This window comes from Calothrix sp. 336/3 (genome assembly GCF_000734895.2).
Lineage (GTDB): Bacteria > Cyanobacteriota > Cyanobacteriia > Cyanobacteriales > Nostocaceae > 336-3.
Map to the genome: position 1 here is coordinate 996,086 of NZ_CP011382.1, position 26,610 is coordinate 1,022,695.

Here is a 26,610-nt window from a genome sequence, read left to right on the forward strand (position 1 = left end):
ATATCATCTGATATGATTACCACTTCTGCTAATGGTTGAATCTGGAGGGGACATCTGAAATGAACGGAACAATTTCTCAATTTATCGAAGAGAATTTTTTACATTTTAATGCCGCAGCACTAGTTGATGCTGCCAAAGCCTACAAGGTGCATCTTGAGGATAACGGTAAAATGATGATTACCCTGGCTGGAGCCATGAGTACAGCTGAATTGGGTATATCTTTAGCCGAAATGATTCGACAGGATAAGGTTGATATTATTTCTTGCACAGGGGCAAACCTGGAAGAAGATATCATGAATTTGGTAGCTCATAGCCATTACAAACGGGTTCCCCACTATCGAGACTTGAGTCCCGATGATGAGTGGCAACTCCTAGAGAATGGTTTTAATCGGGTGACTGATACTTGTATTCCAGAGGAAGAGGCTTTTCGCAGAATCCAAAAGCATATTTTCAAGCAGTGGAAAGAAGCTAATGATAGTGGGGAACGGTATTTTCCCCATGAATTTATGTATAAGATGCTGCTATCTGGCGAGATGGAGCAATATTATGAAATTAATCCGAAGAATAGCTGGATGTTAGCTGCTGCTGAGAAACAGTTGCCAATTGTTTGCCCCGGTTGGGAAGATTCAACCATGGGAAATATTTTTGCCTCATACTGTATCAAGAAAGAAATTCAACCCAGCACAATGAAGTCGGGGATTGAATATATGATGTGGCTTGCTGATTGGTATAAGCAGAATTCAATGGGTAGGGGAGTCGGATTTTTCCAAATTGGTGGAGGAATTGCCGGAGATTTCCCCATTTGTGTTGTCCCGATGATGTATCAAGATTTGGAAATGACTGATACTCCATTTTGGTCTTATTTTTGCCAAATTTCCGATTCTACTACGAGCTATGGTTCCTATTCTGGTGCAGTACCCAATGAGAAAATTACCTGGGGAAAATTAGATAAGACAACACCTCGTTTTGTTGTAGAATCTGACGCGAGTATCGTTGCTCCTTTGATGTTTGCTTATATTCTTGGGCAATAATTCTTATTTAAATGCTATCCGTGGCACCTTTCTCCTTACTAAGGGGAAAGGAAGAATTTTTATTGCATCTTCATACATAATTGCTACTACTGATTCCCCATTACTCATTACTTATTACTCATTACTGATTCCCCATTTCCTAATATGACTCCTGGTTTAGAAAAAATTAAGCAAGTCTTTGAGCAAAAATATGCAACTTTTGGTATCACTTTAGAGATTGAAAATTTACGTCTGGGAGAAGTGGGAGAAATTGATGAAGATAATGGATTTTTCATAACTTACAAATATGATATTGAGGATGGGGAAGAGTATTTAGACTTATTTGTTAGTCATCGTATGACTAATGATACCCTGCGAAGGATTTATGGGGATGGGAGAGAAGAGTTGCTAGGGTGTGTGATGGAGTTTTATGTAGCGAAGAATGAAGAGTCAAAACAAGCATATTATGCACATAATCGTCAGTTTTATGATTTAGTTAAGAGCAAAGGTTTGAGTCAGTGAGCATTTTGTTCTATAGTATGGGAATTCATATTGATATAGTTTGATACAACTTGCCAACAAACCAGCCATAAATTCCCCCATGAAAAGCCAGGTTTTTGAACAATCAATTCAAATTAATGCTACAGCAACTACAGTTGAACGCTGTATCACAGACTTAAATTTAATGCATCGTTGGTTAAATCCAGCATTACGCTGTGAACCTGTGGGAGATTGGAATACAGATATTGGTGGAAAAAGTCGCTTTTTAATTCAAGTACCAATTCTGCAACCAACATTAAGTAGTACTGTTGTGGAAAGACAACCGGGGTTAGTGGTTTGGGAATTTACGGGTTATTTTCGTGGGCGCGATCGCTGGGAATGTCAACCACAAAATTCAGGTACTTTATTGATAAATCGTTTTGAATTTACCATTCCTAATTCTATCATCCGTTGGGGTTTTAAAACCTTTGCAGAGAAATGGACAAAGGAAGATATGCAGTCACAACTTCGTCGTCTCAAACGAGTTGCAGAGGAAGTACAGTTGGGTTTTTAAGGAACGAAAAATATGCTTTTTCTGTCAAGTCTGAAGGTTTGAATTAGATTGCTGTGAAAATTTCATATACAAGAAAATTTGCAGAAAACCAATAAAGTAGATATTTAAGCTAGAATGGCAGTTTGAAAATTAACAGCTTGAATTATCGCAACTATATGGAATCGGCAAAACAATATCTCCCGTCTCTTGCTATTTCTTTATTTTTGATATTGACGCAGGGTGTTCCTGCTATTGGTAGTGAAAGGATAGATGAGGGGGATGATACAAATTTAAAATTTTCTTGGCAGAGCAGAAGCATAACAAAAGATTTTCCCAAAGCAGATACATTCATCAATGATGTTAAGATTGCGGCAGAAATTAGTAATCAGCAAAATAGCAGCCTCGATACCTTAAAAATATTGGAAAAATCAATCAATATAGCGCAGAAAATTCCCGATGATGACAAAAAAAATCAGACTTTATCTGAGATAGCTGTCAAACTGGCAAAAGCTGGTGAAAAGCAACGTTCTTTACAAATATTTGACCAGTTAATTAAGTTAGTCAATCCCAAAAATTTATCGGAACGAGAAGAAGCAATACAAAATATTAGCATAAAGATGGCTCAAGCTGGTTTTGTTGATCAAGCTTTAGATTTAGGTAAGAAATCTCCCTCTAATTTAATTAAAGCACAAACTTTTAATGAGATATCCTTAATACTATTGGAAGCTGGGCAAATTTCCCAAGCGAAAAAAATATTAGAGGAGGCATTACAATATGCTCGATTAATTACGGGTAATTATTACTACGAAGCTAATGGAAGTTGTGCCAATTATAAGAATGAAGTATTATCTAAAATTGCCATTAATTTAAGTTTACAATCTCAGATTAATCAAGGATTATCAATTGCTCAAACTATTTCTAGTTGTAGCTCTGCCAGTGGTGATTATACACAGGATTATCAAGCTTGGGCGTTTCTCGGAATTTTAAATCATCTGCAACAAGTTGAACCGATAAAGCAAACTTGGTACGCATCTCAGAAAATCAGTTCTCCCGCAGAAAAAGCCCAGGTTTGGTCTAAGATAGCAATAAAAATGGTAGATTTAGGAGAAACTTCCTTTGCCTTATCTATAGGGAAAAAGCTATCTAGGGAAATTCCTCCAGTCAGAGAGATTAGCTCATATTCTGATATTAATACTTTTATAGTGAGAGAAAAAAGCTTGGTAGAAATTGGAATTAAGCTCGCACAAAAACAAAAGTTTAGTGCAGGGATGGAAATTGCTCAAACTATGATAGAAAATAAAGAATCGCTGCCAGAACTTTTGCAAGATTATTTATCTTATCCGACACCAACAAATATTGTTTTGATAGAAATAGCTAAACGGATGACAGAGGCGAAAAAATTGCCTGATGCCTTAAAAATTATCAATAATATGAGAGATAAAAATACTAAAATGATTGCACAAATTGCCGTTGCTGATGAACTGCAAAAAAGTGGGAAGAAATCTCAAGCTGCTCAAATATTTCAGGCATTATCTTTACCACAAGTACCGATAAAATTGAGTAAATACGAAGATTATCACATTTTCCATAAGATTGCAGTTGCTTTAGTGATGGCAAAACAAACTGAAAAAGCGATGCAATTGGTTAATCTCATGGGAAATGAGACTGCAAAGGAGTCTACTTTGACTGATATGGGAATGCAGCTTGCAGATTTAGGGGAAATCCCCCTCGCATTAAACTTAGTCAAAAAGCTTCCAGGTGCAGGTTCTCAACAATCAGTGAATCGTAAAATAGTTGGTAAATTGATTGAGCAAGGAAAACTTGAGCAGGCATTACAAATAACGATTTCTCAATTAGAATCTGATAGTTCACTGATCAGTCAAATAGCAGAAAAATTTGCCTCTGGAGGAAAAAAAGAGCAAGCGATCGCCACTGTGGAAAAGATTACAGATCAGGAGTCTCAAGCAAAAGCCTTCGCCGCGATCGCTCTGATGTTACGCTGAACTCTGTAACATTAACTCAACTTCATGAGTACAAACAAAACTACTTGCTAGACTTGATCCTATAGTCCGGAATTAATTACCGGGTTTGTCATCTCCACTTGGGTTATAACTGTAACACTGTGAATACTGGACTAATACCAACAATTCGTACGCCATCAAACCCCAAAACTCCCCCCCAGGATAATACTGGGAAGGGATGGCTTCGCACTCTCATTGTGACTAGCCTCAGTGTTTCTACACTAATTATTGGCATACGTCAGATGCAATGGTTACAAAGCTGGGAACTAAGTGTCTATGACCAAATGTTGCGTTTGATGCCTCCAGAGGTTCCAGATTCACGGATTCTGTTGGTGACAGTCACAGAAGCAGATTTAGCAGCCAATAACCAATCCTTGTCAGATGAGAAAATTAATCAACTACTCATCAAACTGCAATCCTATCAACCCCGTGTTATTGGTTTAGGAATTGATCGTTCTCTACAAAAAAATTTCGCCCAGGGATTACAAAAAAAAGACAATATTATTGCCACTTGTACCTTTAGTAGTATGGAGAGTCCGGAAATTCCTCCACCAAGAAATATTCCTATAGAACAAGTTGGTTATACTGATTTACTGCCCGATAATGACGGGATTCTCCGCCGCAGTTTGCTATTTGCCACATCTGACAAAGATAAGCAATGTACGACTCAATTATCTTTTGCGGCTTTACTAGCAATGAGTTACTTACAAAAGGAGAATATTGAGGCTAATTTTGTCAGTCCCCACCATCTACAAATGGTAAAGTCCCCTCAAAAAGCTGTCAAAAATAATCTCTATGCGTTAGATGCGAATTCCGGTAGTTATCAAAATATTAATGCTGAGGGTTATCAGATTCTGATTAATTACCGGAACCCGGCAAATTTTACCCAACAAGTAACTCTGACTCAGGTATTAAAAGGTGAAATTGACCCCAATTCTGTTAAGGATCGCCTAGTAATTATTGGTAGCACCATTCGCAGTATTCACCCTGGTTTATATACACCCTACACAGGAGATTCCCAGCATTCCTTGAGAATGCAGCCTGTATATATTCATACTCAAATTGCTAGCCAATTGATTAGTGCTGTACTGGATGGCAGACCCTTGATGGGCTATTGGGCAGATTGGGCAGAAGCTTTGTGGATTTGGGGTTGGTCGCTGGTGGGTGGGGTTTTAGCTTGGTGGTTAAAGTACCCTCTGCGTTTGGGTGTGGCTGATGGCATATCCGTAACAACGGTGATTTTCCTCTGTTATCTTTTATTCTTACGGGCTGTGTGGATTCCCGTAGTGCCTCCCATTCTCAGTTTAGTCCTGACTGGTTTGAGTATCATGGCTTATAATGCTTACCGTACCCAACAGCAAACTCAGATTGTTTTTCTGGAAGTAGAAAAGCAAAGACAGGCAATCGATGAGTTAAATTCCCTATTAAAAGATACGCGCATTGTCGATAAGCATTTTCACTCGGAATCGGCAATTTATAACCCGGAAAAAGCAACTGGTGATTTCATTCTCAGTGGACGTTATCAAATTACTCAAGTCTTAGGTTCTGGTGGTTTTGGTTGTACTTATTTAGCACAGGATACTCAACGTCCTGGTAATCCTACCTGTGTAGTGAAACAATTAATGCCAGCACGTAGAGATGCGAGATTTTTAGAAGTTGCTAGACGTTTATTTGATGCAGAAGCAGAAATTTTGGAAACTCTAGGTAAGCATTCCCATATTCCCGAATTGCTCGCATATTTTGAAGAGAATAATGAGTTTTATTTGGTTCAGGAATATATCCAAGGACATTCCTTAGGTGATGAATTACCTCCCTTTCAACAAATATTAGATGAAAAAGCGACGGTGGAAATTCTCAAGGGAGTATTGGAAATCCTGGTATTTGTCCATGAGCATCGAGTCATTCATCGGGATATCAAGCCCAGTAATATTATGCGTCAGAACAGCGATCGCCGTTTGGTACTGATTGATTTTGGTGCAGTCAAAACCATGCAACCAGTTACGGAAAAGACAGAATTAGCAACGATAGCAATTGGTACCAGAGGATATGCACCACCAGAACAATTTGCAGGACATCCTCGGTTGTATAGTGATATTTATGCTTTGGGAATGATTGGGGTTCAAGCAGTCACCGGTATACCTCCCCATGAGTTGTCACCAAATCCCCAAACTGGGAATGTGGAATGGCAAAAATGGACAAAAATCAATGCTGATTTAGCTGGTATCCTCGATAAGATGGTACGCTATCATTTTAGCGATCGCTACCAATCAGCTCACGAGGTTTTACAAGATTTGAAAAAAATTGGTTACTGAATCAGTTTTGGTAGCTAGAAATTTCTGCGAATCACTCCATCCCCATTTCCTATTCCTCTTTTCAAAATCGCTATGTCGCAGGGACAACAAACTACACCAACTACAATTGAAGGTATCTACGAAGTGTGTATTGGTGTCCCAGAGATCATACCCGCTTTGCAATATTGGCAGCAATTTGGTTATTACATTGGGAAGGAAGGTAAATTAGATAACGAAGCTGCCCAGCAATTATACGGTGTTAATTCCGCTCTACATTCCGTCCGTCTTTACCATCAGAATGCCGATCATGGTTTACTGCGATTGATGAAGTGGGAACGTCCGCTTAACTTGGGTTTGGGTATGGGTTCTATGAAATCTCTGGGGAATCGTTGGGCAACTACCTTAACAGGAAATATTATTAATATTCTTAACCATGGAGAAGTCGCCAAAGCCATGGGAACTGTAATTAAATATACTCAAACCTACTGGGAAGTAATTTACAACAAAGACAAAAAAAGTCGTCCTTTTGTAGAACCTGTGGTGGGGGTGCGAGAGATGATGATGTTACAACCCCTAGCAAGACAGGTTTTCTTTCAGCGATTTGGTTATGAAATGCCCCACTATGGCAGTATTGATCGTAATTCTCCCATGGAAACCAGTCAGTTTACCCACATGGGGTTAGTGATTCAAGACGATAGCAAACAAAGTCTGAAGTTTTATGAGGATGGTTTAGGTTTGCTGCGATCGCGCGATGATGTGGAGACAAGTTACGAATCTTCCCTTGCTGGGAGGGATTTTTTTCAGCTGCAACCAGGGGAAAAGTTTTTTGTCACCGCATTTGATGAACCTCGTTCCTCAGTCACGGATTGGAGTTTAGCAAGAAGTGGCAGACTATATATTATTCGCTTCCCCAGTACAGTCAAACTAGAATCCTGGTATGAATTTGCTCAACCCGGTTCTCTGGGTATGAGTTTATACACATATCGGGTGAAGGGGATGAATTACTGGTGCGATCGCGTCAAAGCACATCCTATCCAAAAGTTCACCAGCATTGCAGACAATGAATTTGGAGAACGAAGTTTTTCCTTTGTTGCACCGGATGGTTATTTTTGGAATCTCCTCGAAAGTTAGTGATGATTTTCCCAATTTGCGTGATAATCAAACAACCATTTAAACTGTAAATCACCCAACCAGGTAGGAGTCAATTTGTAAATCCCATCTCGGAGAAAACAGCCAATTGTCGATGCAGTTTGTCCTAATTTTCCCACCTGTCGAGAGGTAGTAAAAACACGAGTTACCCTAGGAGCGCGACTCTGTTCAAATTGCCGTAATAGAGATGTCATATCATCTTGATTCACCTGAATTTTCAAGATTTTTGCTAATTCAAATGCATCCTCAATTCCCATACATCCCCCTTGTCCAAGATTTGGTTGTACAGGGTGTGCAGCATCCCCAATTAAGGTGACTCTTCCCCTTCCCCATTCCTTACCCAAGGGTTGGCGATCGCAGATATTATCTTGATAAATAGTCGCACCTTCTAAGGCTTTAATAATACTCGGAATCGGTTCTCCATAATCAGCAAAGATAGACTGTAATTCTCCTAATAACTTACCCGAATTATCCTGCTGTGACTGGGATTGGGGACGATTACTAAAAGCATAAAAAGAAAAGTTACCCCTTCCCACGTCAAAAAAACCAAAGCGATTTCCCCTTCCCCATAATTCCATCCAACTATACCTATCATCCCAAGATATTTTGTGATTGGGAAAATATCCTCTCCAACACACCATCCCGCTATAAATTGCCGAAGATAAACGCTCTTCCCCTTGTAAACAAGCACGAACTTGGGAATACAAACCATCAGCACCAACTAAAATATCACCCGTTGTTGTGCTACCATCATGAAAATTAACTCTCACCCCTGTTTCTATTTCTTGAAAACCAGTAAAAGCCACACCATTTTTGACAATTCCTACAGGTAATGAGTCATAGAGAATTTTTTGTAAATCGGGTCTGAGGAGACAAACACCCAAATCTTCATCACCAATAAATTGAGGATTATTAATATACAGAGGTATTCCTTGTCGATTGAAGAAACCACCACTGAGAATTTTTCCCCCTTGCTCATAGATTTGTTGGTAAATTTTCCCTCCCCAGATAACTTGATAAACTCGCATTCCATTGCGTTGAATAAATATTCCTCCCGCTCCAGATAGCATTTCTGAAAGCTGTCGTTTCTCATATAATTCAACTTCTAACCCTGCATCTAAGCAAGCACGGGCACAAGTTAAACCCGCAATTCCTCCACCAATGATAATTACTTTTTTCTGAGGGTTAGGGTATAGCATCGGATATTTATATGCGTTTTTTGGGATAATTTACAACTACAATTAAATAAATTATCTCATCTTTTCATCATCATTACCATTGACTCGCACGGCATTTTTAGTCGGAATAATTTGAGAACCATACCTTCTAGCATAGACTTGGGTAAATTCTGCCCCGAAAAAGAGAATTTGTGCAGCATAATAAACCCACGCTAAGATTACCACCACAGAGCCAGCAGCGCCATAGGCAGAACCAAAACTGCCATTACCCAAATATTGTCCCAAGATAAATCTCCCCAAGGAAAATAACAAGGAAGTGATTCCAGCACCGACTAAAACATCACTCCATTTGATTTTCACATCCGGTAAAACTTTAAAAATTAAGCCAAATAGGAGGGTAGAAATTGTGAAACCCAAGAAGAAATTAATTAACTGCCAGATAATATCAATTCCTGGTAAAATATTCTTGAAATAACCCACTACACCTTGCAGGACACCACTGATAACCAAGGATACCAAGAGTAAAAACCCGATTCCTAACACCATTGCAAAGGATAGGAAACGATTTCTCACCATGGTTTTGACAGCACGTCCTGGTTTTGCTTGTACTTCCCAAATTGTATTTAAAGAATCTTGTAATTCGGTAAATAGTCCCGTTGCACCAAACATGAGAACAATCACACTAATAATTGAGGCGATCGCCCCTTGCTGAGGTTTATTCGCATTTTGTATAGCAGTTTGAATTACCTCAGCACCTGCACCACCAACTAAACTTTGTAATTGTGCAGCAATTGCTCCCCTCGCAGCAGCTTCGCCAAACACCGCACCTACCACCGCAATCACGATAATTAGTAAGGGCGCAATGGAAAATATCGTATAGTACGCTAAGGCAGCAGCTAACCGCGAAGCTTTATCTTTTTGCCACTCCCCAAAGGTTTCTTGTAACAAGCTCCACAATACTCGCAGATTCATTCGTTTCTTCTCCTCTCACACCGGATTACTTCTTGGACACATCCAAGAGATAACCGATGGAATTCATCCATCACATCTGCCACAAGATACTTTTACTGCGACTTGCGGGTAGAATTATGTTAATTCAGGAAGAAATAGTAAATTACCCAACTTAAAATCGACATCCCACAAAGTAGGTATCTGACTGAATACGATGCGCTTCCATCGACTCAACCACACAATAACTTGGCTCAAAGTAATTCTGATTAGTTATCACCTTACCATTTGGTAAAGTCGCCTGAACACGGTAAGAATTTTCACCACGGGTAAATACGGAAACAGCCATTTCTTGACCATTTTGCAGTTCTCCAACCTCAATCCGACCCCGCTCATGGGTAATTATCACATCGGTTAGGGGTTGACCTGACTTGTTTTTCAGTTGTACTATTGCTCCCGTAGTACGCGGTAACAGGATAGATGTTATCCCCAGAGTCATTGTCACAGTACCAATAAATACTAGTAAATAGGGTACATACTTCTTATACATATCCGAAACTCCTATTGCATTCTATCAATGGTGCGATACTGAATTGCTTCCGCAATATGGCTAACTTGTAAGTTTTCATCCCCAGCTAAATCTGCAATTGTCCTAGCTACTTTCAGGATGCGATCGCTAGCTCTGGCAGATAAACCGAGTTTCTTAATGGCATTTTCCAGTAATACCCGACTCATATCATCTAACTTACACCATCTCTGCATATGACGGCTCTGCATCTGTGCATTACAACGCAGATTTACTTCCTCTTGAAATCTCACCCTTGCCCGTTCCCTAGCTTGCAGTACCCTTTCCCTCACTACTGCGGAAGGTTCCCCCGTGGACGCTTGGGTGATTTCTTCCGGTTTCAAGCGGTTGACAGCAACTTGTAAATCGATTCTATCCATCAGGGGTCCCGATAATTTTGCCCAATATTGCTCCCTTTGGCGAGGAGAACAGGTACAGCTTTGGACAGTATCACCGTAAAAACCGCAGGGACAGGGGTTTGTACTGGCTACCAGGGTAAATTGAGCGGGAAACATCACCGACTGACGGGTGCGGGAAATCGTCACAAACCCATCTTCTAGGGGTTGTCGGAGAAATTCTAAAACATCCCGTTTAAACTCCGTTAGCTCATCCAAAAACAGAATTCCCAGGTGAGATAGGGAAATTTCTCCTGGACGAGGAAAGCTACCACCCCCCACTAAAGAGGGTCCAGATGCGGAATGGTGGGGACTGCGAAAAGGGCGATCGCACACTAAAGAACCACGATTTTTCAATAAACCTGCCACGGAATGAATTCGCGTCACTTCCAAAGCTTCGGCAAAGGCAAGGGGTGGTAAAATTCCCGGTAATCTCCTTGCCAACATGGTTTTACCACTTCCCGGTGGTCCCACAAAAATTAAATTATGCCCTCCAGCTGCGGCAATTTCTAAAGCTCGACGAGCGTGTGCTTGTCCCTTCACATCCATTAAATCTACGCCATTCCAGCTACTAGCCATCAAGGAGGCAGTCCCGTCTAATTGTATCGGTTTGTAACGTCCCGGCTGATTCAAAAACTCCGCTACCTGGGAGATATTTTCAAAGGCGTATACATCCAAACCCTTGACCACTGCGGCTTCCTGAGCATTATCTGCGGGGACAACCAAGCCAGTAATCCCCATTTTTTCCGCAGCTGCGGCGATCGGTAACACCCCAGCGACAGCGCGCAAACTGCCATCTAGGGACACCTCACCTAAGAATAAATAATCACCAAGTAAATCTGCCTTTACCTGCTCAGAAGCCGCGAGAATGCCCACACTAATAGGTAAATCAAAGCAAGGTCCCTCCTTACGTAAATCCGCAGGAGTCAAATTAATTACTATTTTTCGCATGGGAAAGGCAAAGCCAGCATTTTTCAGAGTTGCCTTCACCCTTTCCTTCGATTCTTGAATTGCCGCATCCGGTAAACCTAAAATCACAATTCCCGGCAAACCCCCGGAAATATCCACCTCCACACCCACCTTTACCGCATCCACACCAACAATAGATGCACTCCAAACCCTAGCTAACATATTTGACTAAACCTTAAATATAAAACTTTTAATAATTAATTCCTAATCCATAATTTGTAATACTCGCTCCGCAACAAGGAAGCTAGATAATGTCTCTTGTTCCCTGCTCCCTGCTCCCTGCTCCCTGCTCCCTTCGGGAGAGCTATGCTAACGGGAGAGCTACGCTAACGGGAGAGCTATGCTAACGGGACAGCTACGCTAACGGGACAGCTGAATTGCAAGCATGTTTACGTAGCAAAGCTCAGGCTAACGTAATTAAAAAATAATAATTTTATAATTATTTCAACCTTATAGATATGTTTGATAATTTTAATCAATTAGTGTGACATAGGGTATTTAAATAGAGAAACTCCCAACAAAAATTCTATACAGACAAATTGTTTGCCACACCAATAGATATACGGAAAAATAATCTATAATCCTGTCGTCAAGGGCAATTACACCTACAGAATCTGGATAATATGCTCACTTAATAATGGGCAAAAAACTTTTGTCTAGAATTACGTCTAAGGTGAATGAGAAACGTCTCTTATTTGCTCACAACAGGCTGTATTAATCTGTTTGACTATCGCTCTCTTCCTGGGGAAATTCCTGTTCTAACAAATCTGTTTGGGTGGAGTAGATTGAATCAGCTTGGGAAATGACTTTCTCAGAGGCAAATTGTTGAGCAAAGGCAATTTTTTGAGAGAGATTTTTATCTGCACCGGTGAGTAATTTGGCACGGGAGGAGCGATCGCGGTTGCGGGCAATAATTTGACTGTTACGCCACTGAATCCAAACATACCGCCCCAAAGGAATCGCTAAAAACCCAATACCATAGGCTAAAAGTAGCCAGTAAACAGCTTGTACTAAGGCAACTAACCCACCCAGAGAAGCCGCGATCGCCCCACCCCGTAACAGAGAACCTAAAACTAATGCTCCCACCAAATTGACAGCACCCAAACCCGCACTCAGCATAATTTGCCCAGAACTAGCGGCACTAAATTTCCAGAGAAATTCTTCCAAATAACTAGAGATTTTTTCCGGATTTTTTTGCTTGGCACTCACCTGTAAATCTGGAAAATAGTAGACTAATTGTCCTTCCTGACTCACCTCTGGTTTACCATTAAACCGAGTTAAGACTGGCAACATATAGTCTTCATATTCCTGTTGAGATTTCTCTCCTAAATTATCTAAATAAGGTGCAATTTGCTCCGCGACTACCGCACCACGATTCTGTCTAATTACTTTACCAATTTCTCGCCAACGTCTGTTTTCCAATTTGCTATTCGGATTACCATCGCCAAATAAAAATGAAAATACTGCCTCTAAGAAGTTAAAATCACTTTTTTCCCGTGTCTTTTCTCTATGCTGGTAACCATAATCGGGGCTAAAATACCAGAATAAATCTGGAAAATAGAAAAATCCACCCCAATTACCTCCCCTATCATTATTGTCATCTCTGTCAGAATTGAGAGAAATAATAATAACCAGAATTGTCAGATAAATGATGGCAATGGAGGCAATCAATAATACACCGAACGAAATCCGAATCAGATAGAATAAGACTTGCCAAATTTTCTGCCACCATTCCTGCAACTGCAAACGCAAGTATTTATTGCGTAAAATATCACGAAAATTTTGGGGAAATTGGAAAACAATATCACCAGATTCCGCAACCTGTAAATGTCCACTAGCCTCAGAAGCGAGTACTAATAAACCCTGACTTGCTAATTCCACATTCAACCCAGCTTGAGCCGCAACATCCCCTACAGTCACACGGTAGCCCAACTTTTCCACAGCTTGCATGATGGCGGGATTTGGAGTCATTGCTCACCCCTCCTAACTTAAAATATGATTCCTTCTCCTTCAAGTATAAATATTGATTTGAGGAAAAGGGGAGCTTCTAGGGAGAAAAGGGCAAGATTAATAAATTAATTGATAATTCTCACTAACTTGCTATTGTATAGTGCTACGTTTTTTTATACCTCTGTTCATAAATGAAGATAATACCCACCCTACCTTCTCCCCTATGGAAATCTTTCATACAAAATTTATGCAATTCCCAACTTGATTAATTAAAAAACAATGATTATAAATAGACTATTTACTATTATCAAATATAAATAATAAAGCAATAAATTAAAAATATTGATTATCTCTGTTGAGAATATTTTACCAGCCTTTATTATCGAATATGCGGAATTGGTATCTGAATCATAAATTCTGTTCCTCTTCCCAAGTTAGATTTGCAATCTATTTTCCCTCCATGCTGTTTGACAATAATTTGATAACTACTTGACAACCCTAAACCCGTTCCTTTTCCTACTTCTTTAGTTGTGAAAAAAGGGTCAAAAATTTTTAATCTGATATCTTCGCTCATTCCTTTCCCATTATCGGCAATACTAATTAATGCCCAATCATTAATTGCTTCAGTACGAATATGAATTTGAGGAATATATTGAGAATTAAGACACAGATAATCCGAATTTATCTGACTTTTATTGTTTTGAATAATTATCTCTTCTAAAGCATCGATAGCATTGACTAAAACATTCATAAAGACTTGATTTAACTGACCAGGATAGCATTGTATCAGTGGCAATTTACCATAATCTCGTACCACTTTAATTTCCACTTCGTCACTAGATATCGATTTTAAGCGATGATTTAAGATGACAAGAGTATTATCAAGACCTTCATGAATATTCGCAGTTTTAAACTCAGCCTCATCTAATCGGGAGAAGTTTCGCAGAGAAATGACTATTTTTTGGATACGCTCTGCCCCCGTATTCATGGAAGAGAATAATTCCTGAGCATCTTCGGCAATAAAATCTAAATCAATTTTATGAATAAATTGTTGAATTTCTACGGGTAGGGGAGAAAAATGTTCTTGATAAAGAGATACCAATTCTAGTAAATCTTCCAAATATGCTTGTGCGTGGCTGAGATTACCATAAATGAAATTTACGGGGTTGTTAATTTCATGGGCAATCCCAGCAACCATCACCCCCAATGCTGACATTTTCTCAGATTCTACAAGTTTTAATTGTAGTGATTGCAGATTTTTGAGAGCTGTTTCTAGTTCCTCTCCTCTTTTTTCTAGATCAGATTGGGATTCAGATAATTCTTTAATGACATTTTTGAGAATAATTTCTCTTTCCTCACTAGCATCCTCCAATTGTCGGCGATCGCGCTCTGAGCTTTCTAACTTTTTTTTCAGTACTCGCACCTGTTTTTCTAATTCTTTGAGTTTGATTTCCTCTTCTGTAGATGCCATACATCCTACTTAGTACCCAATAGTAGTGTAATAAAAGTTTCCTGATGAAAGTAAGTAGAACTATTTGGTTCTAGGGGAGCAAATTCGCCGTAGGTATAAAATCCACAGATGGGTATATTTTCTGGGAGAGCACCTTTGACAAGTTGATATTCTTCTTTGGCTTTTGTACCTAATAACCAGCGACGACAGCAGCAGGAAAACAGTAAAACTGCTTCTGGTTGTGTACCTGTATAGCTTGCCAAAGCAGCTTTTAAGGAAGTTTCCGCAGCCGCGACCACTTCATCTCTGCTAATATTTGTAACTTGGACGATCGCCTGTTCGGGAATATCTCCCAGAAAATTAATACTTCCTAATTCTGCATCATAGGTATTGGGAACACGCATATAATAGCGATCGCTATCTCCTTGATAAACAGCAAGGGGATGTTCCGCATTTGGTGGGCGATCGCCGAGGTAATGTTGGTAAAATTTTAGGGCTGGTTCCCCATCAACTTCATACAGTACAGTTCCTACTGCCTTAGTCACGATACTTCTACGACCGATAGGTTGCCAACCACAACCAGTACCATAGGAAAAATGGATATCTCCAGAAAAAATTAAAATAGGTAAAGCATCTGTTAAAACTTCAGACTGGAAAAATTGATAGGTTTTTTGAAAATGGAACTGATCTCCAGCAGTACCCCCAACAATGGGAAATTCTTCCCCTAAAGCTATCTTTAATCCTCTGAGAATGGCTTCACCACTAGTTGTGGAACCATCTTCTATGTAACTCGCAGGCAAGGGAATACACAATTTTGCCTCCGTACCAGTTTTTTCCTTTGCCTGTTTTACTGCTTGCTGTGCTGCCTCTACAGGATTTTTCTGGACTCCATAACCTACCCCAGCAGCAATTTTTACAGTGTCGGAGGCAAATAACATCAATGTTAAGGAATCTTGCTGAAAGCCTAAATTAGAAGAAATTTCTCCATCTGTAGTACAACCAATCAAATCGATCCCCGGAAAAACTCGATTGATATATTCAAGAATCAGACTATGTTCAAAATCAATCGCGGCAAATAAAATACCAGCCTGGGGAGTTATATCTCCTAGTTCTGTGAGACACTGGCTGACAACTTCCTCTGCTGCTCCTAAAGAATCTGGATCATCGCTATGACCGACAACAGTCTTAAACATACCTTTCTCCATCGCAAAAATCAGAACATGACTATTTAGCTTTATCCAACTCCCAAAATGGGATGTAAAGTCTATTGTCAAGAGCTAGGATTGAAAAATAGTAACAACTATTTGACACCACAAGTATTGTTCCCGTTTTGATGATGAAAATTAACAAGCCAGATTCACGAAAGTAGTTATCATCAGTTTGTTTACGACAGGGTAGCTGAATCAGGTGAAGGGAAGTTTTCCGTTGCTACACCTAGGATAACAGCAGGAAAATCATTTCACATTTGTGCAATACCAAAATCTTGAGAGTATCTCTGCATTCCGGGAATATTTTGATTGCGATGCAATAGAAAAGGCTAAAATCTAAATATTGCCCCTTCTCCGTGGTTGTGATTTCTACTTTTTGACTGCGATCGCCGCTTCGGCGGAGCGTAGCTCTATCGCCACACTGGTATACTTCTACCTGAGCTAATTCATCAAAAAATATAATTTCTCAAAACTTGAAAACTTACAAATCAAATATTGTGTTACTAATTTTAGGGATGATTTATCATTTTCAGAGTAACGTCGCGTAAGTAGAACGGTTTCAATAATTCATGTTATGTCATTGCAAATCAAATGTTAGCTTCGCCATATTACATGAGCGTGTAATATATCCTTTAGTATTTAGAAATTGCAAGGGATTTACTGATTTTACATTCTGTTACATATAGAGGTTTATTTCCACCTATTTACTTATCAACCTACTGGATACACGATAGAACATTCTATATTTAATTATGCTTAACTACTTAACGCCTCAAATACTATTGCTAGACGTACAAATATTTAATTATTCATATATTCAATAATATAGAACTTACGTAAAAGCCACGGCATTACGTTATTACATTTGGGTAGCATCTCCGGAACGGATGAACGAAGCAACTTAATCTCCCAAAGTCTTGGGATTGCTTCCCTGCACTGTGTTTCTGTCGCAATCACAATTTTTGCTGACGTAAGTCCTGCAATAGATAATTTGCTGTACCTTGATGAGAATTGCATGAGAATTTTCTCATGATTATTTTAATTATGATAATATTAAGATATGATTATGAAATATCTCAGTACTTACACAGAAGTAACAGGAATTCCATTATTTCGTGGACGCATCCAAATTTTCTCCCAGGGTATCTAGCACTAGGGAACTTGAGAATCTCTCAGTTACTTTCCTTCGGGGCGCTAAAGTGTTGTTCAGGGTGGCAACCAGGTAGTTATACCAATTATTGATGAAGGTAAATATAATTTGCTCTCCCTAGTTCTGCCTTTTTGAGGGGAATTAAAAATTGGACGATTACTTATTAATAGCATCAATGCCAAATTAGCTAATTTAATGAGAGCAAAAATAGATGATTATTTTATTTTTACACCAGCTTTTCAGGTGTAGGGTATGTTTTCACAATCTTAATCATACAGAAAATTTCGGTATATGATTCCATCATTTTACGGTTAGCACAACCTCAAAAAGGAGAGATTAGTGGATAAAGCAAGAACAAAAATAGATGAATTAATTGCAGAATGCTTAGTACAAGCAGGACTGATACTTCAAGAACAATTAGAATATGCGAAAAGACAACAACAGAAGAGTGGAAAACTTTTAGAAGATATTTTTATACAACAAGGTTTAGTGACAAAAGATAAAATTCTTTATTTTGAAGACATTGTCACTCTCCCATTAGTTAATCATTCTAATTTAGAGATGTCAGGTGATTCACATTACCACAATCTGAACTATCTAATTTCGGCTAAAAGTTTCTTGAAGACTCTTTTGAAAATTATATTTTTTTTAATTATTGCTCATCTGACAACACAGTTACTTCAACGATTTACCCATGACTTTCCTCTGCGGGATAGTTTCGTGAAGTTATTTTATTTGGATGGAGAGTTGAATTTTCCGAGTTTGTATTCGGCTTTTGCATTGCTGTTTTGCTCTCTAATTCTCAGCGTAATCGCTTCTATTAAGAAGAAGCAAGATGATATTTATACTATTTATTGGCAAGGTCTATCAGTAATCTTTAGTTTTTTATGTTTTGATGAGTTAGCTAGTCTACATGAAAGACTGGTAGAACCAGTGAGAACAACACTAATACAAAAGGTTTTCTTTACTTCGCGTGGGTGATTCCTGGTACTATTGGGGTACTGGTTTTATTGCTTGTGTTTTCCAAATTTATTATTAATCTGCCTCGAAAAACCCGAAGTAATTTTCTTGTAGCTGGTTTAATCTATTTAAGCGGTGCAATTGGTTGTGAATTAATTGGTGGTTATATACTTGATAGTCGGATGCGTGGTATATTTTACTTAATCATAATAACCCTAGAAGAATCTCTAGAAATGCTAGGGATTGCTGTATTTATTTACGGACTTTTATCTCACATTAGTTATTGCACTTCTGGTACTATGTTAACAATTAAAGTTCCAGGGGAAAAGTTACGACGATATAATTATCTTCCTTAATCTGGAATTTATCCCTGTACGCAGTTTCTACCAATTCTCTAAAATCAGGTAAACTCTGCAAACCTCGAACCCCAAACCATAGATATCTTTCTCAATTACGTTAGCGTGACTCCTCGATAAACGAGACATTAGGAATTACAAATTATCAAATGAGATGGGGCGATCGCCCCACCTAAAATAATGCGTTTACAAATCAGGAGGTAGGATGACGTTATCAATAGCGTGAATCACACCATTGCTAGCTTTCACATCTGTAGTTATAACCTTAGCATCGTTTACCATTACCCCTTTGGTACCACCAACTTCCACCTTGATTGCACCACCTTCTACACTCTTAACTTCACCAGATTTTAAATCTCCAGCTAATACCTGACCAGGTACTACATGGTAGGTTAAAATCTTCACCAGAACTTCTTTATTTTCTGGCTTAAATAAATCCTCAACTGCATCCTTTGGCAACTTAGCAAAAGCTTCGTTGGTAGGTGCAAAGACGGTAAAAGGACCTTTTCCTTGGAGAGTTTCCACTAAACCAGCTGCTTTCAATGCTTTGACGAGGGTAGAAAATTGACTATTCGACTCTGCCAATGCAACGATATTTTTACCTGTGGTTTCCGCAGCAGGTTCTGGTTTTACTGGTGTTTCTGAGGATGGTTTTTCAGGTGCGGGAGTTTCAGGTGCGGGAGTTTCAGGTGCAGGAGTTTCCGATGTTGGGGTTTCTGGTGCAGGTTTTTCCGGTGCTGGTGTAGGATTGGGACTAGCACCAGGACAAGCAGCACGGTTATAGGGACACTCTTGCAGAATCTTCGGGTTAGGATTCAACCGTCTATTTTCTGACTTCTGAACGACGGAATCTTTGCGAGGTGCTTTTTCTTCTGCGCTATTTTCTGACTCGCTAGCAGTATTTTGTGTATTGACAATCACTCGTTGAGTACGATTGTAAGGTGCTTCACTGAAAATACTGGGACTAGGATTTAACACCTCATTGGCATTTGCAGGCAAACCCATTAGGAGACTAGCACTTGTTACTCCCACTAAGCCAGCCAATTTGGTAAGCAAATTGTTATTATCTACCTTCATAAATTTTGTTTGGCTTTAATTCCACACATTACATTAAGACTTATAACATTTTGCTACGCACTAAATCTAACTCCACAAGTATATTTTCCACAAAACAATCAGTTTCCTTGGTAACATTGAATCTGAAGATAATGCTGACACTGATCAATATCTGGTGATTGTGTGTTCATCTCCTTGATTATGGGTAAGAATCTTTCTCTCACTGAGTTCATCTCCTCACATCTTCGATTCAGAATTCTTGATATTGGTGAATTATGTCTGATTTATGTGGAGAAAAATCCAGAAATATCTTTTGTTTTTTAGCAACATTATATACAGTAATTTCAGTATAAAAAAATATATTACCTGATGTATATTTGATAATTCTGAATTCTTGCTTGGGACATAAAAGTAAAAATTAGACCATCTTTTACACCCTCAGATACTTACTAATTGGAAATAGTGTAGACAGAATCTACTATTAACAACTCTTTAACTTTATTTATGTTTTTGGTCAAATTAATTTAATTATGTGATGCAAGTGATTTTTGTTTTACCCCTTCCTAGACTCAACAGCCTTAGGAAAGTTCCTTCTTCTGGTAGGGGCAGATAAAGTAAAGTTTTGTGAAGATAAGATTGTAGAATTAAAGTGAACCAATAGCAGGAAAGGTAAAATGCTCGAATTGTATCAATTTGAACTTTCGCAATACTCAGAAAAAGTACGCCTGCTGCTCGATTACAAAGGGTTAGATTATCGGAAAATCGAGGTGACACCGGGCGTTGGGCAAGTCGAGATTTTTCAAAGAACTGGTCAGCGTCAAGTACCAGTGTTGAGGGATGGCAGTAAATATATCTCAGATTCTACGGAGATAGCGAAGTATTTAGATGAACAGTACCCCGAACGTCCACTGATACCCCTCGATGCGAAACAAAGGGGTTTATGTTTGATGATGGAAGAGTGGGCTGATGAGTCTATCGGTATTAAGGGACGTAAAGCGTTATTTTCTGCGGTGAGTCAAGATCAAGGTTTTCGTCGTGCATTATTACCAACATCGACACCAGATATTTTACGTACTTTAGTTGAAGGTGTACCGGGAGATTTTTTTAAAGCCTTAGGTTTTGGAGTTGGCTATACTCCGGATGCGGTAACATCTGCAATCAAAGACTTGAAGCAAGATTTAGAAGCATTGTGTTTATTATTGGCAGATAGTCCCTATTTAGTGGGGAATGAACCCTGTTTAGCAGATTTTGCGGTTGCTGGTTTATCTATTTTGTTAAAATTTCCTAGTGGTAATTACTTGGATATTCCCGCCAGTGCTAAGGGTAGAGGTGTACCAGGGATCGCCGATAATCCTGTATATGAACCATTTTTTGCATGGCGCGATCGCCTATATGCAGAATACCGCAAACCTCTAAATATATTCACTCCACCACCTAGTGGCAATTCTCCTACAACTATTCAAATAGATTAAGGAATGGGGAATGGGGAATTGTTGGGATATCAAAAATACCTTCTGCTTTTCCCTTTCCCAATATTCCGATATTTTTCGCCGATTATGAAGCTACCAATTACCCATAACCTGTCCTAATATAAAGCAGGTGACTGGGAACTAAATTAAATGACTTTGGGATTACCTCTTGGTTCGGTTATTGAAGGTTCATTAACAGGTGGACTAGAAGTCAGATTACACCCTGATATTTCTGTAGAAGATATGCGGGTGGGAAAATTTTTGGTCGTTCAAGGTGTGCGATCGCGCTTTTTTTGTATGCTGACAGATGTCGCACTGGGAACAGCAAATCAAAGAATTGTTGCCAATCCCCCCAACTGGGATGATACCTTTTTAAGAGAAGTCTTAGCAGGTAGTGGAACCTATGGAACCATTAACCTCGCACCGATGTTGATGTTTACTCCGGAATCCTCAGAAGATTATTCTCCCACTAATAATAAATCTCCCAATCCCTTTGTTCCTTCTGCTACAGGTCTGGCATCCTTTCAAGCCCAAACCAGTACTACAATGGAATTGATGCCGGTTAAGACCATCCCTAGTCATTTTAGCCAGGTTTATGAAGCATCGGAAGAAGATTTTCGTCGGGTTTTTGGCTGGGAAGATGATCCCCAACGCAAGAATTTTTCCATCGGCAAACCTTTAGATATGGATGTACCTGTCTGTCTCGATTTAAACAGGTTTGTGGAACGGAGTAATGGTGTTTTTGGGAAATCGGGAACAGGTAAATCGTTCTTGACACGCTTACTTTTAGCTGGAACAATTCGTAAAAATGCGGCGGTAAATCTGATCTTTGATATGCACTCAGAATACGGATGGGAAGCAGTATCTGAAGGCAAACAATTTAGCACGGTTAAGGGTTTAAAGCAGTTATTTCCCAGTCAAGTGGATGTCTACACCCTAGATCCGGAATCTACCAAGCGTCGTGGTGTACCCCATGCCCAGGAATTGTATCTCAGTTATGACCAAATTGAAGTCGAAGATATTAAGTTATGTAGTCGAGATTTAGGACTTTCAGAAGCCAGCATTGATAATGCGAATATTCTCTGTGCAGAATTCGGTAAAGCTTGGATTGTTCAGTTATTGAACATGACAAATGAAGATATCAAGATGTTTTGTGAGGAAAAACGGGGACACCAAGGTTCAATTACCGCTCTCCAAAGAAAATTACTCCGTTTGGATAATTTAAAGTATATGCGAGCCACTTGCCCGCAAAATTATGTCAACCAAATGTTGCGATCGCTAGAATCAGGAAAAAATATCGTTGTAGAATTTGGTTCCCAATCAGATATGCTTTCCTATATGTTGGTGACAAATATGATTACTCGCCGCATTCACCAGCATTACGTCAGAAAAGCAGAAAAATTTCTCCAAACCAAAAACCCCCTAGATAAACCCACCCAACTGATGATCACCATCGAAGAAGCACACCGCTTTCTCGACCCGGCAATCGTTCAGAGTACAATTTTTGGTACGATCGCCAGGGAAATGCGGAAATATTTCGTCACACTTCTTGTTGTGGATCAGCGCCCCTCTGGTATAGATAATGAAGTTATGTCCCAAATCGGAACTCGTGTGACAGCTTTGCTCAACGATGAAAAAGATATTGATGCCATTTTCACAGGTGTATCCGGTGCAGGTAGTTTAAAATCAGTTTTGGCAAAATTAGATTCTAAGCAACAAGCATTAGTCCTAGGTCACGCTGTACCCATGCCCGTTGTCGTACGTACCCGTCCCTACGACAGCACATTCTACCAAGAAATTGGGGAAACTATTTGGCAAGAAAAAGCAGATGATGAAGTCTTTGCAGCTGCGGAATTAGCTAAAGCAGATTTAGGTTTTTAAACCTCGTCTATTGGGAAAACCCCACAGCCAAACCCTACTGTTGATCAGGGGTAAGGTGTGTTGGGATTCTGGATACAGACAGTTCCGGCAAAATGTGATGTCGAGACGCTGGAAAGTCGGTAAACTTTTCCGGAATCGATTTCCCAGAAATAGTATTTATCTGGATATATTTATTTAACGAAAAAATGATATTCTATATTTAGGTGTCTCTTCTCTGTTAATTCCAGGGGGAATAATGTGATCTGAACAGGAAGACACTGGAGAGAAGTTGCTAACCAAGGAAATGTCCAATGGCAATGATTACTCCACCACTAGCCGCAGTCAATTTTCATCCTCCTTGCTCGCTGGAAATCAGTGTACATCCTCAGGTAGCAAGGGCAAGATGAGACAAATATTCTTGACTGTCTCTGTAATCCAATCCTATAACTTCTGCACAGCTTGAATTTAGGCTGTTTCTACTGCAAATCCTCCACAATCTATTTCCTTTTCGTGACATCCCTCCAAGATGACACCTGATTTAGTACGGTTATCCGGCTAATGAAAGAAAACACAGGAGGGGGTTTTGCCGTCACTATATATGTAGTGGCTTGAGAAAAGGATTTTCGATTATTTTTTTGGCAAATTAACCCCAATGAACTATAATGGAAAGATTTATCTATACCCCTTTACTTACGACGTGATTTGTCGTACTATTAACTAAGCAGAACTCATACTGACTTCGTATTTTGTACTATCATCGTCGCCACCAGCGATCGCTAGGAAGAATTCTCAAGCAGCAGTCAAACCTATTTGTAATTCACTTGAAAACTTAGGAAGGGTAGGGGAACCTATCCGAGGTATTAGTCGTCTAGAGAGGTTCACCTGAAACCAACGGTTTGCGGTAGTTCCTTAATATCCGGTGATATATGCGCTACCTTTCCTAATCCGTCATAACTAGAAATTATTCTTTGTGTTTAGGGAATAGAGGAAACGCACCGATGCCAACAGTCAACACTCAAATGGACAATTCCAACACCAAGTTCACGGCTGATATGGTGCGAACCTATCTGCGCGAGATTGGTCGTGTACCCTTGCTGACTCGTGAACAGGAAATCGTGTTCGGCAAGCAGGTACAGCAAATGATGAACCTGATTGAAGCCAAGGAAGCATTAGCCAAAACCTTGCATCGTGAGCCAACCATCGAAGAGTGGGCAGATAATGTCCGTTCTACAGAAACTGATGTGAATCAGACTGTACAGCAAGGCAAACGAGCCAAGCAGAAAATGATTGAAGCAAACCTGCGCTTGGTTGTAGCTATTGCGAAAAAATACCAGAAACGCAATATGGAATTTCTGGATTTGATTCAAGAAGGAACCCTAGGATTAGAGCGGGGTGTGGAAAAATTCGATCCTACCCGTGGCTATAAGTTTTCTACCTATGCTTATTGGTGGATTCGTCAAGCCATTACACGGGCGATCGCCCAACAAGGACGTACTATCCGTCTACCCATCCATATCACTGAAAAACTCAACAAAATCAAAAAAGTGCAACGCGAGTTAGCACAAAAATTTGGACGCTCCCCGACTCCTGCGGAAATTGCCAAGGAACTAGAATTAGAACCAACCCAAATCCGCGAGTACCTGAATATGGCACGTCAACCCGTTTCCTTGGATGTGCGTGTGGGTGACAACCAGGATACTGAACTCCAGGAAATGCTGGAAGATGATGGACCATCGCCAGAGTACTACACTACCCAGGAATTCTTACGTCAAGACTTAAATAATCTATTGGCAGAACTCACACCCCAACAACGGGAAGTTTTAGCCCTGCGCTTTGGTTTACTCGATGGTAACGAACTGTCCCTAGCGAAAGTCGGCGAACGCTTGAATTTGAGTCGGGAACGTGTGCGTCAATTGGAACACCAAGCTCTGGCTCATCTGCGTCGTCGTCGCGCTAACGTCAAAGAATATGTGGCTAGCTAAGAGAATTTCCGGTTTTCCCAAGGGGATAGGAATTAAATAATCTGTTTGACACCTCCTGAGCAAATCGGGAGGTAATTTTTTATCCTCTCCAGGCTTTCATCTCATGTCCGCATCATAACTTGCGATATCACTTGTGTATGCAGGAATCGGAAAATTCTCTTTCCCCCCTGCTCCCTGGCTGATTCCAACAATAATTGATTTACGCCGCAGGCTCTCTATAGTTGCCCAACTTTGTCGTCATAGTTAAATTTATCCATGGTGCTGTCATTTAGTAGGATATTTTTCTACTTCCTTTTCCGGAATTGACATTGCTGCTACTGTAGTCTCCTATTGAGTTCTGCTAACAACCTAATATCAACAGTTTTGGGAATATCAAATGATAAAATAAAAAATATCAAGAATTAAATTTTTTCCTCAATAGTTAATCATCCTTGATAGTCTTCCTTGACACATATCAGGGTTTGCCTCAAATTGAGTTCTACAGAGCCTGTTAACCTCAGGTTAGTGCTAGAAACTAAAGAAAAAATTTAGGATTGGGCGAAGTATTTTTGCGGACAATATAATCATACTTCCGACAGAGTATTTCCCTATCAAGACTTAGTTACGGTTTAAGTAGGTGGTAAACAAAAGTTAAGTTTTTAACAGGAGGAGTTGGGTGCTGAAACAAATAGAAAAATTTCTTCCCCCTCGTCAATTCAGACTGCCACTAGTAGGCTTAATGCTGATTATCGGCGTTGTTGCTGGTGAAAAAGCCAAGCCAGTACTCAGTAGTCAACTGTCTAAATTACATATTCCTTCTGAATTTCAATTAGATAGTCAAGTGCCAACTTACACATGGTTGGAAGGAAAACCACAGACAGAAGTATCCCCAAAAACAGACAAAGGCGATCGCCTACGTCGAGCTATGGGAAAATCACAAACAAATAGTCCATCTGCGGGAAATTTGGGCAACCAGACTTCCACTTACACCTGGTTACAACGGGATTCTCAAAAAGATAGCTCGAATCTTTCCGCTTACAACCCCGATCCATCTCAAGAGCTACCCAGTGAACTTGCCACAATTCCAGAAAATCAAGTATTTTCCCAAGAACCAAAATCTACAAATAAGCAAGCAGTAGTATCACCCCAAGGTAATTTCCCGAAAACCGACGGTGTTTATGTTTATGGACAATCAACCAAACCTTGGCAGACAGGGAAGGGTTATATAGTATTTGAACAGAACCAAGGGAAAATTATTGGTGCATTGTATGTACCGAAATCAGAATTTAGCTGTTTTCAAGGGAATCTCAGCCAGTCAGGAGAATTGGCAATGACTGTCACAGGTTATCCTGGGGAAACGACACCAACTCAGGTAGCTACTAGTAGTAGCGATCGCCTACCAAAACTAGACGATGATCAGTCTGTTAGCTATGCTCATTCCCTCTCTCTTCAGGATTATCATCAATTAGAGACTGTTAGTGCTGGCGATCGGCAAATTCTCCAAAGCTGTAAAAATGTTCTCCAACAGCAACAATAAATAATATCAAATAATTTATTCCCACAGGAAACCCCAGCTATACATTCAGTTGGGGTTTTGGCTTTGTTTGTCACCAAGATAATGCCATAATCCT

The 26,610-nt window shown here is 39.7% G+C and carries 20 protein-coding genes; 12 read left to right on the top strand and 8 right to left on the bottom strand.

Annotated elements, in window-relative coordinates:
• Nucleotides 1-59 precede the first annotated feature (59 nt).
• The 6 genes from IJ00_RS03960 to IJ00_RS03985 all read left to right on the top strand — a co-directional run bounded on the left by IJ00_RS03960 (nt 60) and on the right by IJ00_RS03985 (nt 7,486).
• Complete coding sequence (locus IJ00_RS03960; RefSeq protein WP_035150312.1) at nt 60-1,031, top strand: deoxyhypusine synthase family protein; 972 nt, start codon at nt 60-62, stop codon at nt 1,029-1,031.
• A 144-nt stretch (nt 1,032-1,175) separates the two neighbouring features.
• Nucleotides 1,176-1,532 (top strand): hypothetical protein, encoded by a 357-nt coding sequence (locus IJ00_RS03965; protein WP_035150315.1) that lies wholly within the window; start codon nt 1,176-1,178, stop codon nt 1,530-1,532.
• A 79-nt stretch (nt 1,533-1,611) separates the two neighbouring features.
• Nucleotides 1,612-2,064, top strand: a complete 453-nt coding sequence (locus tag IJ00_RS03970) for an SRPBCC family protein (RefSeq protein WP_035150318.1) — start codon at nt 1,612-1,614, stop codon at nt 2,062-2,064.
• Nucleotides 2,065-2,219: 155 nt separating this feature from the next.
• Nucleotides 2,220-4,046 (top strand): lipopolysaccharide assembly protein LapB, encoded by a 1,827-nt coding sequence (locus IJ00_RS03975; RefSeq protein WP_035150321.1) that lies wholly within the window; start codon nt 2,220-2,222, stop codon nt 4,044-4,046.
• 119 nt (nt 4,047-4,165) lie between these two features.
• Nucleotides 4,166-6,376 (top strand): CHASE2 domain-containing serine/threonine-protein kinase, encoded by a 2,211-nt coding sequence (locus tag IJ00_RS03980; RefSeq protein WP_052754376.1) that lies wholly within the window; start codon nt 4,166-4,168, stop codon nt 6,374-6,376.
• Between the two features lie 72 nt (nt 6,377-6,448).
• Nucleotides 6,449-7,486, top strand: a complete 1,038-nt coding sequence (locus tag IJ00_RS03985; RefSeq protein WP_035150323.1) for a glyoxalase/bleomycin resistance protein/dioxygenase — start codon at nt 6,449-6,451, stop codon at nt 7,484-7,486.
• On the opposite strand, the gene IJ00_RS03990 is transcribed toward IJ00_RS03985, so the two are convergent.
• The 7 genes from IJ00_RS03990 to IJ00_RS04020 all read right to left on the bottom strand — a co-directional run bounded on the left by IJ00_RS03990 (nt 7,483) and on the right by IJ00_RS04020 (nt 16,152).
• Nucleotides 7,483-8,703 (bottom strand): FAD-dependent oxidoreductase, encoded by a 1,221-nt coding sequence (locus IJ00_RS03990; protein ID WP_035150325.1) that lies wholly within the window; start codon nt 8,701-8,703, stop codon nt 7,483-7,485. The two genes, IJ00_RS03985 and IJ00_RS03990, sit on opposite strands and share 4 nt — an antisense overlap.
• Nucleotides 8,704-8,754: 51 nt before the next feature.
• Nucleotides 8,755-9,654 (bottom strand): YihY/virulence factor BrkB family protein, encoded by a 900-nt coding sequence (locus tag IJ00_RS03995; RefSeq protein ID WP_035150328.1) that lies wholly within the window; start codon nt 9,652-9,654, stop codon nt 8,755-8,757.
• Nucleotides 9,655-9,805: 151 nt separating this feature from the next.
• Nucleotides 9,806-10,180, bottom strand: coding sequence for a hypothetical protein (locus IJ00_RS04000; RefSeq protein ID WP_035150334.1), 375 nt, complete (start codon nt 10,178-10,180; stop codon nt 9,806-9,808).
• Between the two features lie 11 nt (nt 10,181-10,191).
• Nucleotides 10,192-11,721, bottom strand: coding sequence for a YifB family Mg chelatase-like AAA ATPase (locus IJ00_RS04005; protein WP_035150336.1), 1,530 nt, complete (start codon nt 11,719-11,721; stop codon nt 10,192-10,194).
• Between the two features lie 552 nt (nt 11,722-12,273).
• Nucleotides 12,274-13,530: a hypothetical protein gene (locus IJ00_RS04010; protein ID WP_035150337.1), complete on the bottom strand. Its 1,257-nt coding sequence runs from the start codon at nt 13,528-13,530 to the stop codon at nt 12,274-12,276.
• Nucleotides 13,531-13,888: 358 nt separating this feature from the next.
• Nucleotides 13,889-14,980, bottom strand: a complete 1,092-nt coding sequence (locus tag IJ00_RS04015) for a sensor histidine kinase (protein ID WP_035150339.1) — start codon at nt 14,978-14,980, stop codon at nt 13,889-13,891.
• A 5-nt stretch (nt 14,981-14,985) separates the two neighbouring features.
• Nucleotides 14,986-16,152, bottom strand: coding sequence for an FIST signal transduction protein (locus IJ00_RS04020; protein WP_035150341.1), 1,167 nt, complete (start codon nt 16,150-16,152; stop codon nt 14,986-14,988).
• A gap of 1,504 nt (nt 16,153-17,656) precedes the next feature.
• Here IJ00_RS04020 and IJ00_RS04025 point away from each other — a divergent pair.
• Both IJ00_RS04025 and IJ00_RS29550 read left to right on the top strand, forming a co-directional pair.
• A complete protein-coding gene (locus IJ00_RS04025) occupies nt 17,657-18,298 on the top strand; it encodes a hypothetical protein (protein ID WP_238178427.1) in 642 nt (213 codons plus the stop codon).
• Nucleotides 18,299-18,333: 35 nt separating this feature from the next.
• Nucleotides 18,334-18,633 carry a hypothetical protein gene (locus IJ00_RS29550; protein ID WP_238178428.1) on the top strand — a complete coding sequence of 100 codons (300 nt, stop codon included), beginning with the start codon at nt 18,334-18,336 and terminating at the stop codon, nt 18,631-18,633.
• Nucleotides 18,634-18,819: 186 nt separating this feature from the next.
• Here IJ00_RS29550 and IJ00_RS04030 read toward each other — a convergent pair whose 3' ends face one another.
• Complete coding sequence (locus IJ00_RS04030) at nt 18,820-19,710, bottom strand: fasciclin domain-containing protein (RefSeq protein ID WP_035150346.1); 891 nt, start codon at nt 19,708-19,710, stop codon at nt 18,820-18,822.
• A 653-nt stretch (nt 19,711-20,363) separates the two neighbouring features.
• Here IJ00_RS04030 and IJ00_RS04035 point away from each other — a divergent pair.
• The 4 genes from IJ00_RS04035 to IJ00_RS04050 all read left to right on the top strand — a co-directional run bounded on the left by IJ00_RS04035 (nt 20,364) and on the right by IJ00_RS04050 (nt 26,516).
• Nucleotides 20,364-21,161 carry a glutathione S-transferase family protein gene (locus tag IJ00_RS04035; RefSeq protein ID WP_035150347.1) on the top strand — a complete coding sequence of 266 codons (798 nt, stop codon included), beginning with the start codon at nt 20,364-20,366 and terminating at the stop codon, nt 21,159-21,161.
• 147 nt (nt 21,162-21,308) lie between these two features.
• Nucleotides 21,309-23,039, top strand: coding sequence for an ATP-binding protein (locus IJ00_RS04040; RefSeq protein WP_035150349.1), 1,731 nt, complete (start codon nt 21,309-21,311; stop codon nt 23,037-23,039).
• Between the two features lie 977 nt (nt 23,040-24,016).
• The gene (locus IJ00_RS04045; RefSeq protein ID WP_035150351.1) at nt 24,017-25,000 is read left to right on the top strand and encodes an RNA polymerase sigma factor, RpoD/SigA family; all 984 of its coding nucleotides are present in this window, start codon (nt 24,017-24,019) and stop codon (nt 24,998-25,000) included.
• Between the two features lie 655 nt (nt 25,001-25,655).
• Nucleotides 25,656-26,516, top strand: coding sequence for a hypothetical protein (locus IJ00_RS04050; protein WP_035150352.1), 861 nt, complete (start codon nt 25,656-25,658; stop codon nt 26,514-26,516).
• Nucleotides 26,517-26,610: the final 94 nt, after the last annotated feature.

Bases quoted from the DNA above. Each gene is read 5' to 3' on its own strand.
- IJ00_RS03960 (WP_035150312.1), top strand. From the start codon at position 60: ATGAACGGAACAATTTCTCAATTTATCGAAGAGAATTTTTTACATTTT.
- IJ00_RS03965 (WP_035150315.1), top strand. From the start codon at position 1,176: ATGACTCCTGGTTTAGAAAAAATTAAGCAAGTCTTTGAGCAAAAATAT.
- IJ00_RS03970 (WP_035150318.1), top strand. From the start codon at position 1,612: ATGAAAAGCCAGGTTTTTGAACAATCAATTCAAATTAATGCTACAGCA.
- IJ00_RS03975 (WP_035150321.1), top strand. From the start codon at position 2,220: ATGGAATCGGCAAAACAATATCTCCCGTCTCTTGCTATTTCTTTATTT.
- IJ00_RS03985 (WP_035150323.1), top strand. From the start codon at position 6,449: ATGTCGCAGGGACAACAAACTACACCAACTACAATTGAAGGTATCTAC.
- IJ00_RS03990 (WP_035150325.1), bottom strand. From the start codon at position 8,703: ATGCTATACCCTAACCCTCAGAAAAAAGTAATTATCATTGGTGGAGGA.
- IJ00_RS03995 (WP_035150328.1), bottom strand. From the start codon at position 9,654: ATGAATCTGCGAGTATTGTGGAGCTTGTTACAAGAAACCTTTGGGGAG.
- IJ00_RS04000 (WP_035150334.1), bottom strand. From the start codon at position 10,180: ATGTATAAGAAGTATGTACCCTATTTACTAGTATTTATTGGTACTGTG.
- IJ00_RS04005 (WP_035150336.1), bottom strand. From the start codon at position 11,721: ATGTTAGCTAGGGTTTGGAGTGCATCTATTGTTGGTGTGGATGCGGTA.
- IJ00_RS04010 (WP_035150337.1), bottom strand. From the start codon at position 13,530: ATGACTCCAAATCCCGCCATCATGCAAGCTGTGGAAAAGTTGGGCTAC.
- IJ00_RS04015 (WP_035150339.1), bottom strand. From the start codon at position 14,980: ATGGCATCTACAGAAGAGGAAATCAAACTCAAAGAATTAGAAAAACAG.
- IJ00_RS04020 (WP_035150341.1), bottom strand. From the start codon at position 16,152: ATGTTTAAGACTGTTGTCGGTCATAGCGATGATCCAGATTCTTTAGGA.
- IJ00_RS04030 (WP_035150346.1), bottom strand. From the start codon at position 19,710: ATGAAGGTAGATAATAACAATTTGCTTACCAAATTGGCTGGCTTAGTG.
- IJ00_RS04035 (WP_035150347.1), top strand. From the start codon at position 20,364: ATGCTCGAATTGTATCAATTTGAACTTTCGCAATACTCAGAAAAAGTA.
- IJ00_RS04040 (WP_035150349.1), top strand. From the start codon at position 21,309: ATGACTTTGGGATTACCTCTTGGTTCGGTTATTGAAGGTTCATTAACA.
- IJ00_RS04045 (WP_035150351.1), top strand. From the start codon at position 24,017: ATGCCAACAGTCAACACTCAAATGGACAATTCCAACACCAAGTTCACG.